This is a genomic window from Polystyrenella longa (genome assembly GCF_007750395.1).
GTDB lineage: Bacteria > Planctomycetota > Planctomycetia > Planctomycetales > Planctomycetaceae > Polystyrenella > Polystyrenella longa.
Map to the genome: position 1 here is coordinate 2,367,874 of NZ_CP036281.1, position 15,642 is coordinate 2,383,515.

Annotated in this window: 5 protein-coding genes; 1 reads left to right on the forward strand and 4 read right to left on the reverse strand. The window is 48.6% G+C overall.

Going from position 1 to position 15,642, the window contains the following annotated elements; genetic code table 11:
• Positions 1–224 precede the first annotated feature (224 nt).
• From Pla110_RS08860 to Pla110_RS08870, 3 genes are read right to left on the reverse strand one after another with little or no spacing between them, the layout of a single operon-like run.
• Positions 225–908 (reverse strand): DUF4956 domain-containing protein, encoded by a 684-nt coding sequence (locus tag Pla110_RS08860; protein ID WP_144995253.1) that lies wholly within the window; start codon positions 906–908, stop codon positions 225–227.
• Positions 901–1,674: a polyphosphate polymerase domain-containing protein gene (locus Pla110_RS08865; RefSeq protein ID WP_144995255.1), complete on the reverse strand. Its 774-nt coding sequence runs from the start codon at positions 1,672–1,674 to the stop codon at positions 901–903. Before Pla110_RS08865 ends, Pla110_RS08860 begins: the two co-directional genes overlap by 8 nt.
• Positions 1,675–1,727: 53 nt before the next feature.
• Positions 1,728–3,563, reverse strand: a complete 1,836-nt coding sequence (locus Pla110_RS08870; RefSeq protein ID WP_144995257.1) for a CotH kinase family protein — start codon at positions 3,561–3,563, stop codon at positions 1,728–1,730.
• Positions 3,564–3,897: 334 nt separating this feature from the next.
• Here Pla110_RS08870 and Pla110_RS08875 point away from each other — a divergent pair.
• Positions 3,898–5,072, forward strand: a protein-coding gene (locus tag Pla110_RS08875) for an IS3 family transposase (RefSeq protein ID WP_231742957.1) whose coding sequence is annotated in 2 segments (ribosomal slippage) — positions 3,898–4,162 and positions 4,162–5,072 — 1,176 coding nt in all. Because the reading frame shifts where the segments join, the coding sequence is not laid out codon by codon here.
• Positions 5,073–5,725: 653 nt separating this feature from the next.
• On the opposite strand, the gene Pla110_RS08880 is transcribed toward Pla110_RS08875, so the two are convergent.
• Positions 5,726–15,037: an FG-GAP-like repeat-containing protein gene (locus tag Pla110_RS08880; protein ID WP_144995259.1), complete on the reverse strand. Its 9,312-nt coding sequence runs from the start codon at positions 15,035–15,037 to the stop codon at positions 5,726–5,728.
• Positions 15,038–15,642: the final 605 nt, after the last annotated feature.

The window sequence follows — 15,642 nt, forward strand, 5'->3', positions numbered from 1 at the left end:
ACACGAGGAGCCCCCCATGTTTGGCGCTCTTATGTAACGAAGTTATTTGAGGAAAGTTTGTGCATAACCTCATTCGAGGTGCTGATCTCTTATAAACGGTCCTGAATCCCTCTGGTGGGTCAAGTATGGTAGGATTTAACTCAGTCTCAACCGGGTTTCAGGATGGGTTCTACTTTGTAGTCTCCGCAATCGCCGGGAAACCTGGACTATTTCCGAATCCGATATCAACTGTTTTGGCGGGCGGTGACCGATTCTACTCCGGGAAGAGCATTCAATGTCGAAATCAACCGTGTTGCATCCACGCCTTCCAGAGGCTCGAAGTCATAAATCATTTCCAGCGCGCTTCCGCGACGGACGGTGTTGACGGAGATAAGTCGATAACCGGAAACCAATGGCTCCACTCTGTCGCTCCACCCGTCAGCCTGATGCAAACTCACTTGCAGCAACAGTCTCCATTTAAAATTACCCGAGACAGTATATTTCTTTGAATGCTGGAGACTCCCTGCCTGCCTGTTACTGAGGCCCGTGGCAATTGCAACCGTGAGTAACCCGAACCCGGATACCCAGTATTGTCCCGCACCCATAGCCATCCCTACAATCACAGCGGCGAGTACAAATGCGACATCGCGTGTCGCGGGCACCGCAGTTCGAAACCGAACGATTGAAAGTGCGCCCACCAGACTGAACGCCCGAGCAATGTTGTCACCAATGATCTGGGTCGCCATCGCGATCAGTATACTCATCAGTACCAGTGTCAGCGACAACGAGTCTCCCGGTGTCTGTCGAATTCCACCACGCGCAATTCCCGCAACTACAATTCCACCTATCCACGCCAGCAATAGACGGACGATTAAGGTCGACGCGGAGATATTCAGGTCTTCTGAAAAAGAGGGCATCCAGTCAGGCACAAGAATGATACTCCGGTACTTGTGAGAAGATTCCGCACGCTTCCACTGCAGTTCGGTATTTCGAAAACCCATGAAGTGTCAACGGAAACAGGCTTAATAGCTGCTTGAACGGGGCCGGCATCTGGTTATTGAACTTCAGTTCCAGGATGTCAGGAGTCGCAATGGATCTCTCATGGGAAGGTGTTCTCAATTGATTGGAAGTGGCGTGCGAAGCTTCCAGTTGATTGTCGATCGTCAATCGCATCGCTTCACCATCGAAGACTCCCAGTCTGGCGAATCGTTGATATCCAATCTGTACGATCGGAATCAGCAGATGCTCCGAAAGTCCATCCTGGAACCAGCGGCCACTCCAAGGTTCTTCCAATCTCGCTCCACTTGAATTCTGTTGACCCAGATACCGATCGAATTCTTCAGTAGATACGGCGGAGCGATTCTTGGAGACAACAACCTTCTTTTTTGTTTTCGTCTCTAACCAGACTGTTTCCCGGTCATTATATCCTCGAATTCGATATTTTGTCCGGCCCACTCGGCCAGTGCGGTGGTACAGATCCAACTCTTGAGTATCAAAATAAAGCGTCGATACGTCGTAGTGGTCATGTCCCCGCGGAACACAGTTTGGATCCGAATCGAGATGTTTTCTCGCCCATTCTTTGATGGCACAGGATTGCTGATTGTCCAGTAGGTACTTCAGTTCAATTCGTGTCTGTTGCTGCTTTACAGGACCCGTTGTTTTATCACTGTTAATTTCATTATGGTTCCGGGACATACATTCCCCTTCTTTTTCAGACAGATTGTCATAGATACTTCAGCCCACTGCAATTAGTTGCTACGAACGCTTCCAACCTGTTGCAGTAGCTCTTCCGTTCTTCGAGTCAAGAATTCCTGTCGACCATCAATAAACTGTTTGAGATTCATGCTACCATGTCCTCGTCCTCTTCGTTGATTGTCACGGGGTTGAGCCACAACCGGTTCCGCGCTGACTGCCTCACGGAATTCTTCGTAGGTACACAGTTTGCGTGTATCGATTTTCATCGCCTCGTCAATCAGACTCGTCTGCGATTCGATAAAGGGGCCCAGTTCGTTCCAAGTAAGTGTTTCCTTCGCAAGAGTCTGCAGGTTTGACAGATATTGCGTTCGATATTTCGGAACCTGTAAGACCTTGCTTCGCAGTGGTTTCATGGGATCGTCCATTCCCACCAAGGGATCAAGTTCTAATGGAGAAGCGGTCTCATCCAGCTCTACCCCTCGACGACCTGCAACTTCGGACCGACCGTTGCCACGTCGTTGACGAAAATCAGGACGACCTCCGTTTCCAAGTGGTCCACCGAACCCAGGGGGTCCACCCGGCCTACCTGGACCGTGCGGACCTTCACCACGTCGCGAACCTCCGGGGCCGGCCATTCCCGGCCCACCGGCTCCTCGAAACGCTTCGTTCATATCGTGAGGTATGAAATGAAAGAGCTCTTCCTTGTCGAGGTAAATGCTGTAGTCACTTGCGCGAATCCAGTATCCATCGGAATTGATGAACCCATTATCGAGTGCAAGGAACCAGAGTAGCTCGTCCACATCAACCCGCTGTTCCAGGTTTTCCGGTAATTGATCGATTGGGGTTTCATTAAGAATTCGGCAGAGTTCGATCAGTTTTTTGACATCCTGTTCGTCACCCTTTTTGAGTTCATACGGATATGCGTAATCCTCTGAGTTCTCTCCTCGATAATCGAGTCCACCTCCTCCCCGGGGGGAACCGCTCACTTTCCAGCGGGCGCCTTTTCCAGAGCCGTAGTTTTCCTTGAGAAAATCTTTATTGAACTGTTGCACATTCGTGTAGATCCCCCAGTCCTCGCCGTTAATCACCACTCGAACAAAGTTCGCCTTCGGAGCGGTGGTATATTTATTAGCTATATACGAATAGAGCACAGTGCTCATCATTGAGTTGTCACTGGAACCATTCAGCAGGTTCAATGTTTTATATCCACCGATTCTTTGCTCTGAATTGGTACTGTCCACCGACACGTTCAGCGACCGCTTGAGACCCGCTGGAACCATGTGATAAGAAGACAATCCTCGAAATCGAATTCCACAGTTTGGAAATTCCTCTCCGTCGACTGTTAACGTCGCAGGAATATCGACATCTGTATTGTGAAACGTATCGAGTTCGCTTTCCCAATTGTTGTTTTCAAAATCAATAAAAATGGTCCGCAGAATGGAGACATCGTACAAATCCCCTTCCACAGGACTCACGCTCTCCTTACTGATCTGAGTTCCAGCTTTCACCTTGCCAGCTTGAGGAAAACTCCCGGGAGACATCCTCCCGGGAGGACCAAAGCCGCGACGATTACCTCGAAGAGTAGGACGTTCTTCCTCATTGTGGCGATCGGCTCCTCCCGGACCAAACTTCTGATCCAAGTGAGGGTCAACAGGGCCACGCCTTGAAGAATTCTTCTGAAGGTATTTAGCGGCTAAGGAACTTTCCTCAGCTTTAAGCCAGCCATCTCCATCGCGATCGAATTTGTCGAGAAGTTCTATTTTCTCTCCGTCGGGACCTCCACCCTGTCTTCCAGCGCCGGGTGGGCCAAAGGGAGGCTGTGCCCACAATAGAAAGGGGGTAGCGATCAGCAATGACAGCAGCAAACAAATACCGTATCGATTTCGCATGGTTTAGCCTTCCCGGATGGCTGGATTGGAATTTAGTGGTGCGATCAATCACACGCAGCCCTGTCTTTTAGTTGCGATAGAAATCACCATCAGCCACGCCATTTGGCAAATTTTCGGGAAATCTCTTACTAAAAGAAAACTCCGTCGAACTTCAAACACAACAAATTAAGGCATCTGGGAGACACCTACGTCATGTACTCTCAGACGAGTTGGCAACAACGCTCGCCGCTACATTCAGTGTAACTGTTGTCTCCGGTCGTGAAGACTGGCGACGATAAGCGAGGCCAGATCCTGATATACAATTCAGGGTTCTGGATCAGAAAAGGAGGCCCTCATGCCCGCAAAACGACATTCATCCGAACAGATCATCACCAAGCTCCGGGAAGCGGAGGTCCATCTCTCTCAGGGGATGACCATCCCGCTGATGTGCAAAAAGCTCGGCATTCATCAGCAGACCTATTACAAATGGCGGCGGGAATACGGCGGACTGCGAATGGATCAGGCGAAGCGTTTGAAAGAACTGGAGAAAGAGAATTCACGCCTCAAGAAACTGTTGGCTGAATCCGAGCTCGACAAAGCGATCTTGAAGGAAGCTTCCTCGGGAAACTTCTGAGCCCTGCGAAACGGAGCAAGGTGGTGAACTTCGTACGGGATGCTTTAGGACAGGACCGGGTGTCAGAACGCCGGGCCTGTCGCGTACTGGGACAGTCTCGCACGACTCAACGGAGAAAGCGGGCTGTTCCTACTGACGAACCGAGACTGATTCGGGAGATGGTGGAACTGGCAACACAGTATGGCCGCTATGGCTATCGTCGTGTGACAGAACTGCTGCGCCGGCAAGGATGGAAGGTGAATCATAAACGCATCGAACGGCTCTGGAGACAGGAAGGGTTAAAAGTCCCTCATAAACAGCCTAAACGACGACGATTGTGGTTTAACGACGGATCCTGTGTCCGGCTTCGACCAAGCTACCAGAACCATGTCTGGAGTTACGATTTTGTGCATTGCCGCACGCACGATGGTCGTGCATTCCGGATGTTGAATCTCCTGGATGAGTACACGCGGGAATGCCTGTCGATTGATGTGGAACGCAGACTCAACAGCGAACACGTTCTGGAACGTCTCAGTGACCTGTTTATCAGAAGTGGGGTGCCTGATCATATTCGGAGTGACAACGGACCGGAATTCACCGCCGAACGAGTTAGTGAGTGGCTTCAGAAAGTGGAAGTAAGGACCTTGTTCATCGAGCCCGGGAGCCCCTGGGAGAACGGTTACATTGAATCGTTCAACGGCAAGCTTCGAGACGAATTGCTTGATGGCGAGATCTTCGATACGTTATTGGAAGCGAAAATGTTGATCGAACGTTGGCGAAAAGAATACAACACGATCCGACCACATAGTTCCCTGGCTTACCGAGCGCCGGTGCCCGAAACGAAACAGCTCTATCCGCCTGCATCGCTACGCTCACGCCGGCGGATAGAGCTGTCCCCTGATACAGTCGAACACTAAGTCATGTGACTGGTGTCATTCATGGGGGCAGGTCAGTCCTTCGGAGAACGATGGTCTACCCGCGTGCCCGCCCAAGTGCTGATGCAAATGATGAGGCATGAAAGTATCGATACGACGCTTAAGTATTATGTTGGTCGAAATGCCGAGGTCTTGTCTGACGCGATTTATTCCAGCGTAAGCAGGTGAAAGCGGATTATCCGCGGTTGCTCATCAATTTAACGCCGGGACCCGTTCAGTATGGGTTCCCGTGTTTTCTTAATATCGCTAGCGCGATCGTGGAATTTGTGAAAAGAAGACAAGCGGTATGGGTAGATGTGTGGGCGAGAATTCGCCAAGAGAGCTGATTTGGTGATTCAATCTTTGAGGTCTGGTCGGCGGGTTCACCTATAGTCCGCAACTCGGGATGACAGGATTTGAACCACAGGTCCTGGAAGTGACCAGATTTTAGTGTTAATACACCTACAGCGTAAATCGATCGTTTTCAATTTTGCTGAATATATTTGCGGTTAGTGTTTGCCGTCGATCAAATCCTTGAGACTAAGAAAATCCCGCTCTCTGAATTAGAAAGCAATGTTCAAATGAGCATGTTTCTGCGATGAGTAATACAGGGTGTTCAACTCTTGCCCAGGTAACATTTCAGGTAACCCCCCCCCCTAAATCAGCACTCCGTCTGATTCCTCTTCCCAGCTGGCAAAGAGGTTGTCGGATATTGGTGAACCGACGGGGGCCATAGATTGGACGTGGAGGTTGTCGAACCAGCTGAAAGCGTTGGCTGTCGCGAAGCCGAGGGCTCCCCGAGTTATATTCGAGTCAAAAGAAAACGCGAGCAGTGCGGTTCCATCCACCAATAGGGTCGCCTCTTCACCATCGAGTCGAACATCGAGATGATAGAACTGGTTGAAGTTGATTTGCTTCCCTTCGTTGTTCCAGCCTCGGGTTGCCAGCACATTGTTCCAGTTGCCCTGGTAATGGCCGATCACCCATTCGTTCCGGCCCGTGTAGAACCCGACGAACTTGAAGTCGTTCTCATTCTTATAGTCGAAGATGAGGAATGCATCGTTCCAGCCACCATTGGTGGACTGGTTGGAGCGCACGTCGGCAGAGAACTCGAGTGGTTCTCCATCGGGATTATCGATTGGAACTGTTGCGATTGCATTCTTCTCGGAACCGGAACTGTTCGCCCGCAGGACCTGATTTCCACCATAATTCGCGAACCCCCAGTAAACGAGATTGTTGTAATAAGTATGGTCGGCGAGCCTGTCGTTATAGTTTTTCAGGTAAGGTATCGATACCGGTTTTCCAGTGGAGACATTCGTATCAACCATTAAATTGTCGAACCGGGTCACGGCATTATGAGCCGCCACACCGATGGTCCCCTGCTGAATCCCACTGGTGAAGGTAGCATCCGCTATGGAGAGACCATTCACTCGGAGTTCGACATGGTCTCCATCAACGGAAAGATGGAGTTGGTAGGCGGTGTTTACATTAATGCTCTGACCGACATCATCCCAGTCGACTTGAGCCAGTCGATTGTTCCAGTTGCCCTGGTAGTGGCCGATGACCCACTGATTCTGGCCCGTGAACATCCCGGCGTATTTGAAGTCGTTGGGACTCTGGTAATCGAAAACTAGAAAACCATCTAGCCAGCGGTTGGTACCTCCCATCGAAGTGATCTGTCCCGAGAACTCGAACTGATTAGGTAACAACCAGTCGTTGTTCAGAAAGGCAACCCCCAGCCCTTTGTTGCCCGACGCGTCGATCTGAAGATACTTACTCCCCGCCGGTCCGGCGACGGTCCAGAGTGAGCCCTGGTGATAGGCCGACTGGTTGAAGAAACCATCATTGAAGTCTTCGTAGAACGGCAAGTCAGTGGGGGCGCCGGCGTCGACTTTCTCGGCGACTTCGAAGTTATCAAACCAGGTAAAGGCCCGATCGGCGGCTAAACCGACGGCGCCGGTATTCACATTGTTACTGAAGGTAGCCGAGGTGATGAATTCCCCGTCGACAGACAGGCGGGCGGTGGCCCCGTCGATACGAACGTGAACAGTATAGAACTGATTCGGATTAATCTTCCGACCCGAATCATCCCAGTCCACGACGGAGAGCTTGTTGTTCCAGTTGCCCTGGTAGTGACCGATCATCCATTGGTTATGACCAGTGAACATCCCGGCGTATTTGAAATCCTTGGGTGATTTGTAATCGAATATGACAAATCCATCCTGCCAACCTGATCCAGATTGAATGGATAACATCCGGGCCGACATTTCAAATGCGGCGGGTGTCTCCTCAGGCAGAGGCATGTAGGTGATACCCAGGTTGGTATTGCCCGAGTTATTAATACGGAAGACTTTCCCCCCTGCTCCGTTGATTACGGCCCAGTTATCAAACAGAGGATAATAAAATCCGTCCGCGGAACCATCTTCAAAGTTTTCTTTAAATGGCAGCGGTTGCGGTGCTCCCGTAGAGACCTGCTCAGCCACTTCAAAGTTATCAAACCGCGTCACGGCATTGTGAGCCGCAAGCCCGACACGTCCCTGATTCAGCGGTTGGGCGAAGGTGGTTGAAGTCACGGGTAACCCATCAACCATCAGGCTGACGGTAGAACCCTCAATCCGGAGATGGAGTGTGTAAGCTCTGTTGACCGAGATGAATTGCCCACTGTCGTCCCAATCAACGACGGACAGTTTATTCCCCCAGTTGCCCTGATAATGACCAATGACCCACTGATTCTGCCCGGTGAACATGCCAGCGTACTTGAAGTCGTTCTCGTTTTTGTAATCAAAGATCAGGAACCCATCCAACCACCGATTAGGCCCTCCCACAGAAGTGACTTCGGCCGACATCTCGAAGGTGGCGGGGAGTGGCTGTTTAGATTCGAAAAGAGCCGTGCTTAATCCGCTGAGATTCCGGTTATCCATTACTAGCTGATCATTCTGATTGATCAATTGAACCGTCACGCGTTCGAGATCATTGATCTTCAGTCCAGCCGTATCCCCAGCATCGAATCCCAGCATCAGGGGTAGTGGTAACTTACTGTTAAGTAGAACATGGTGACCAATATAGTCATTCACAACGAAGAGATCGATGGAACCATCATTATCAAGATCGCCTATTTCGAAAAAGAGACCAGGACCAGTTTCAATTGTCTGTTTATAAATGAATTGATTTGAAGTACCCATGAGGAAGAGGATAATTTCATCGTCCGCGCGGACAATAGCATCCAGGTCTCCGTCTGCATCAATATCGGCCAGTTTCAGGTCGTCTACTTCTGGATAATCATAATAGCTGGAAGACTCAATGAAGCTTCCTGCGCCTGAATTCGCCAAGTACATCAGATTTTCAGAGGTGGTTTGAGATACATACAGAACATCGAGATCACCATCTCCGTCCACGTCTCCTGAAGTGACATGCTTACCAATGAAACGTAAGCCAGTCGGGGTGAAATTGCCGAAACCATCATTGAGAAATAAGGAGGGAGTACTTTCATCGTCGTTGTTGTAAACTTGGAAAAAGTCAATGTCACCGTCGCCATCAAAATCGCCACTAGTAGCAAAATTAGAGTTGAAACCTAGCTCCTGATTTGAGAGTTGAAATGAACCGTCTCCATTGTTGAGATACATAATGGTGTCGTAACCGCTGACCGGATAGGAAATGTCGAATAAACCATCTCCATTAAAATCATCAACGACGAATGACTTACCATAAGCGAACGGCAATCCTTCAATTATTCTTATTTCGCCAAAGGTTCCATCGCCATAATTCGGATACCAAACACCTCCACTTGCAGTGATAGCCAAGAGGTCTAGAAGGCCATCATTGTTAACGTCTTCAATCAGCACATTCCGAATAAATCCGACATACAGATCTTCGTGGGGTAGTTCCTGTTCGAAATATTTTCCGGTTCCGTCATTAATCCATAAAGACAAATCACGACTGTAGCGCCCAATGTATGGACCAATAAGAGCATCTAAGTCGCCATCCTGATCGATATCCCCTAGAGCCACTTTGGATCTATTGTATGTATCAAATAAATTGTATGTACCTAATTGATTCTGCTGTTTCAGAACCTGATCCGAAATGGAGAAATTCAGATCGCCATCATTAAGGTAGACCAAGTTTCCACCTCGCAATGACTGGAACAAGTCAATGTCGCCATCATTATCAAGATCACCGGTGGCGGTCAGATCTCCTTTCGGGCTACCTTCTTTTAATGGTGACGCGCTGAAAGCCCCTGTTCCCTGATTTAGAAATATCGCCTGGTTCGGATTATCTGTGACGAGATCAAGGTCGCCGTCAAAGTCCAAGTCAATTAATTCTGTCTCGCCGTAGTAAGAAGATGTTCCTAGAAGTCTTTCTTTACTGAAATTAAGTGAACCATTGTTTCGGATTACTATAATCTCGTATCCAAATCCGGAACGGATCAGGTCGAGATCGCCATCGCCATCGATATCAGCCAGTTTGTGAGCAATATCGTATAAATTTCCTTGGAGTCCTGTGTTTGTATCAAAATGTGAAAAACTTCCATTGCCATCATTCAGAAGAATTCGATTCTGGGAATATTCTAGCAGAAAAGCATCGACGTCCCCGTCGTTATCCAGGTCTCCCAAGAGAACTTGGTAGTAGGAAGTAAAGTAGTTCTGAGAGAAAATCCGAATCATCGGATTAAGGCTTGTTAATACAAATTCCCCGACGCCATCGTTCATCCAGACTTGGGTCTCTTCAGGAGTTGCTGTAAATAGATCGAGATCTCCATCCTGATCCAGATCGGCGACATCCATACTCACGAAGGGAATCTTCTCAGGGTGTATCACCCCCTCAGCTTCTTTGAAATCTCCATTTCCGAAGTTTAAAAAGCGACGCACTTGCTCACCTTGTATTAATACATCGAGAAGAGTGTCTCCATTCAGATCGATCAGGATAAACGATTCACCAGATGTTGCGTTTAACTCGGGACTTTCTATTTCCTCAAACCGTGCCGTACCATCATTAAACCATATGTGACTCCCTTCTTCGCTTAGGACGAATCCGTCAAGGTCCCCATCATTATCAAGATCGGCAACTTCCAATTGCCTTGCCATTACTCTCCCCAACCATTGCCCGTTATCTTCGTAATATGCTGTTCCCTCTGAAACTGGCACGACGACAGAATCTCCATCATAGGCTTTATTGTTTAACGGATTCACGTCATAAATGTTTGGACCCTCAACTCGTGCCTCATGTACGATTCGCTTTCCTACATCCTCTTTCACTGTCCCGTCGATGCGATATTCGATAGTGGAACCGGAGGGCAAAGTAACTCGTTCATTGATGTCGCCTACCCCTGACGTGTTGGCGATAGCCCCTCCAGTTGTTGTCGCAGTCCAAGTGACATTCCTGAAAATGTGGGAATAGAGATCCTTTACAAGCACATTGTGAGCATCGGAATCTCCCGGATTATTCACAATAATAGTAAAGCTGATCGATTCGTTTAGTGACACTTCTACTTGAGGTGAAACAATACGGATCGCAAGATCTCCCTCCACACCATTCATCCAGACTTCATCCTGTCCTCCGTCCCCGATAAGCCAGTTAGCCGTGAATGCATCGATATCACCGTCACGATCAAGATCGCCCAAAGCAACTGCGTTACCATATTCGGCGGAGATAGATTGATTACCGGTGCTGAACTGTCCCGATCCATTATTGATCCAGATTTTGTCACCGCGCTGAGGCTGATAATCATTTGTTACTATCGTGAGTGAATTCACTGCGTAAAAATCAAGATCGCCATCGCCATCCAGATCCGCCAATGCGACATCTGTCGTCTCACGTATTCCCAGACGTTGCCCACTGTCAGCGAATGAACCACTGCCATTATTCCGGTAAACGAGGTTGCCTCCTGTTTTGTTAGCGATTACCGCATCCAGATCACCGTCATTGTCGACATCGCCGAGGCTGACTCCCAAGGTCTCGTTGGGAAGAAGGTGAATGGTTTGGTGAAAGGAGAAGATTCCCTGACCATCGTTTTTATACACGGCATCGCGAGTCCCATAGCTGGTGACTAACGCATCCAGATCTCCGTCTCCATCCAAGTCGCCAAGTTGAAGACCCCAGGGAGTCGTGTTGTTGCCATCGTTGGGGATACGGAGCGACTGTAGGCTGTCAGTAAATACGCCATCTCCGTCATTCATCCAAACTTGGTGACCTACTGTTGTTCCAGCGACGGTAACAAAGGCATCGAGATCACCATCGCCATCCAAATCTGCAAGACGGGCTGTTCTGCTGAGGGCAGAACCAAGCTTCTGCCCGCTATCTGTAAATGTCCCTTGACCATCATTCAGCCAGACTTTATCAAACGAATCTGTCTGGAAGGTATTAGAACGCACGATGTAAGCATCTATGTCACCATCGTCATCAATATCGCCCATTGCGATCCCTGAACCACTGTCTAGGGATTGTCCGCTGTCGAAAAACCTACCAGTCCCATCGTTAATCCACACCAGAGATGGGACATCGTGCATCGCGACGATGGCGTCGAGGTCTCCGTCATGATCGAGGTCAGCGAGTTCAATGTCGTGACTGTCGCCCGCAGTCAATTCTTGACCGTTGCTAACAAAGGAGGCGAGCCCATATCCCGCTCCGAGTACGACAATATCGCTATCATAGTCGCTGTTGTTATCGAGGTTGGTCTCAACAGCGCTGGCAGCGTGAATGGAGGCAGTATTGGTAATGACGGTCTGCACACCGTAACGAGCTTTACCAGATACGGTGTAGGTGATTGTTGAGCCGGCCAACAGGTCGACGAATTCCGCAAGGTCTCCTTCACCGTTGATTTTTCCGACAGCCCCGCCACTAGCAACTGCAGTCCAGGTGACTTCCTCCAGGAATTCGGTGTAGTGATCTTCTACGAGCGCATTGGTAACAGCAGATGGACCGTGATTAGAGACGGTGATGGAATAGGTGACTGTTCCCCCAGCTGTTACGGCGACTTGACTGGATGATTTGGTGATCGCCAAGTCGGCTGGATTTCCGTTGAACCACACTTTGCCAGGACCATTCACGTATCCAACGAACAGATCCAGGTCCCCATCGTTATCGAAATCGCCGGAAGTGGCTGAATGTGACGAATAGATGGATTTTTGAACCGTGACCTTGGTGAATGAGCCTGATCCATCGTTCAAATACAGTTCATTTCCTGAAACGCCCGATCTCAACTCGTTAGTAAAATACAAATCGAGGTCGCCATCATGATCGTAGTCTGCACTGGTAATTGAAAGGAGGTCTGGAGTTTCGATTTCTTCATCATGCTCTGTAAAGATTCCAGAACCATTATTGATCCACAACTTAGAGGCCGCCTCTTGCAGAGAGACCTCATCGTCCTCTTCGAAATAATTACCGGCGATGAAATCGATGTCTCCATCACCATCGAAATCTCCTGGTTCGATACGCAAGGTGCGACGGTTTCCGAGCCGCTGGTTGCTATCCGTTAAATGGCCCTGACCATCGTTCAGATATACGTAAACAGGGTACAGTTCATCCTGTCCAATTATGAGATCGAGATCGCCGTCTCCGTCCAAGTCAGCAATGCCTGCGGAGTGGACATCTTCTTCCAGTTCCAAAGTATCAAACAGATTGTACTGTCCGAACCCATCGTTCTGCCAAATTACCACTGAATCGCTATAGAATACCAGATCCAGATCCTGGTCCCCATCGATATCCACCATGTCGATTTCAATCGGCCATCCAATTGGGAAGACCTGTTCGCTCTTGATAAAACTACCGAAGCCATCATTGAGCCATAGTTCTTGAGGGGTATGTCGGGTGGACATGAAAACATCCAGATCACCATCATGATCGACGTCACCGATTGATGTTGAGAAACTAAGGGAATCTCCGAGTGCATCCGCCTGTAATGTGAACTCCCCCTTACTGTTGTTCCACCAGATTTCTGCTGACTCGCCGGTACTACGATTGGAAACGATTACGTCGAGGTCACCGTCTCCGTCTAAGTCACCGGTATTGACTTTCTCCGTTAGTTGGTTGCCTCCTAGCGACTGGCCACTGTCAGTAAAATTCGTTACCCCTGTCCTACCCGAGAGGAAAACGAGATCACTGTCTGCGTCTTGGTTGTTTTCCGGAAGAGGATCAGTGAAATCCAGAGAGTTCACCGTCGCCACATTGGTATTCAGTCCTCGTACGTCACTTCGAACGCGTCCTGAAATCGTATAAGTTACGACGGCGCCAGAGGGGAGATACAATATTTCATTGATTGAATCCGACCCGTATCGAGTCCCTTCACTCACGGTACTAAAGTCAGCCGTCCAGGATATATCTTCCAGAATACTCCCAACATCATTGGTTACAAGGGCATCTTCGACTAGATAGTCGCCATTGTTCCTGACCGTGATCGTGTAGGTCAGTTCGTCTCCCGGCTTAACGACAGATTGATCAGAAGTCTTGGAAATTGACAGATCGTTGTTGGGGCTGTTCAGAAAAACTTGATGATGATAATGGTCACTATCGCCAATCGTGAAAATATCAACGGATCCGTTTCCGTCGAAGTCCCCGAGAGCTTGCCCATATCTCGAATAGACGCCCTTTGAAAAATGCTCTTCGTAAGTCGTGTCTAAGTTTCCGGAGCCATCATTGTAGTACAGTTCCTCCCAGAGATTGGTATTATTGATAAAAACGTCAAGAGAACCATCGGCATTGAAATCTCCAAGATCGATATCAGACACAGTATTTTCGTATGATCTTATTATATAAGGTGAAGTGAAAGTTACCTGGTCGCCCTCAAGATTACTAAGGAAGACGTTTACACGACTTTCATAAAAACTGTAGGTAATTAAATCCAGAAAGCCATCGCTATTGAGATCACCGGTGACTCCTCGTTCTCGGCTCGCAACACCGGAATAGGGAGAATCAAAATTCCCCAGTCCGTCATTTATGATTGAGTATCTGGAATTTACTGATAGATCGAGATCTCCATCGTTATCGAAATCTCCTGAAGTGAGACCCAGGAAAGATTCATCTGTTGCACTAACGGTATCGTACTCACCTGCAGTGTTACTGATTAATGTCTGAAAACCTTGGCCAAAGGCAAAGTCGATTACACCATCAGCGTTGAAGTCGTCGGCCCTGACTGGTCCTGGAGAATTCGATGAATCGATATTAAATCCCAGCGGTCGGGAACCTATGTCTGTAAAGCGACCAGTTCCATCATTCTGCCAGAAACGGAGTTGATCATCTCCTTCCATAGCCTCCAAATTCAGGATGAGATCCAAATCACCATCAGTATCGAAATCCACTATCTGATGATAGTATCCTAGTCTGTGGTCAGGTTGGATATGAGACGAGTTGTAAGATATGGTCGAGAACTGCGCCGCCCCGTCGTTTTCGAGAATATCGAATCCTTCCCGGGTTAGTACAAACACATCCAACTGTCCATCTCCATTGAAATCAGCGGCTTCTGCGTCATAAGCACGGCCGGTTGTCAAAATGGAATTCACTTCAACGAAATAAGTAGAGCCAGCGGTAGCGCCTACGCGAAAATCAAATACGTGGGGAACCACCGGTTCATTTGCTGTCGTTTCAACGTTATTGGTCACGATGACGCGTACCGTTTCTCCAGTGAAAAAATCGTTCACAGGATTGATTGTGATCGTGGAACCATTGATTTCAAAAGTACTTGACGGATCGATCAAACCAGATTGGGAACCACTCACGAGAATGCTGGCTGAGTCTACGGATTGACTCAGAATGGCTTCTTCAAAGGTGATTTCTATGTTGGTATTCGCCGGTTCGTTCATCGACTGAATCACCGGATTCGTATTCAGAACCGCCGCCGATAACATCGCTCGATCTTCAAGACGATCTAACTGGTGCCAAGTGGAAGCTTGGGTGCACTGACTTAGGTGCGACATCTGCTTACGGGCATGGCGTTTACGGGCGCGTAGAAAAGACGTCAAGTGTGAAATGAAAATCATGCGAGTCGGGAACCCAAAGCCAGGGGAAAGAAGCTATGAATGAGCGCAGGAGGGATTTTGATAGTGCCGCAATAGGACGAATTATTTGACTTAAACCATTACAACGACGGGGTGTTGATAAGTCAACAGGCAATGCACCTCAGTTGCATTAATGATTAATTGTGGCCGCTCCCTTTATATGCCAACATTTGATTTCTGAATCAGCCGACCTATTAATCGGTTAAAGTTTCAGAGTTATTTTCCCATCCTCTCTTCGGAGCCGTTTTCATGAACTCCTGGTGCTGCCTAGCACCTGCTGGTTTTCACGCTCGCAAGCTGGATGAATCGCGAAGAGCGACGTGTGATCGATTATTTGAAAACAGAGAATAGCGTCCCGTACCGAAAAAAAACTCAGCCGAACTTAATACTCTACAAAATAAGGTGTCTGAGAGAGACGAGCTACCCCTGTTCTCGGACGATCTCCTGACTTTGTTCGCCAGAACAATCAGTGTGACTGTTATTTCTGATTGAGGAAGAGGTCATTAATTCTTGATTCATGGTTTGATACTGACGGTCAGCGGTTAGAGTTCCAAAGTCACCTTCCCCTGTACTTTGGTAACTGATTT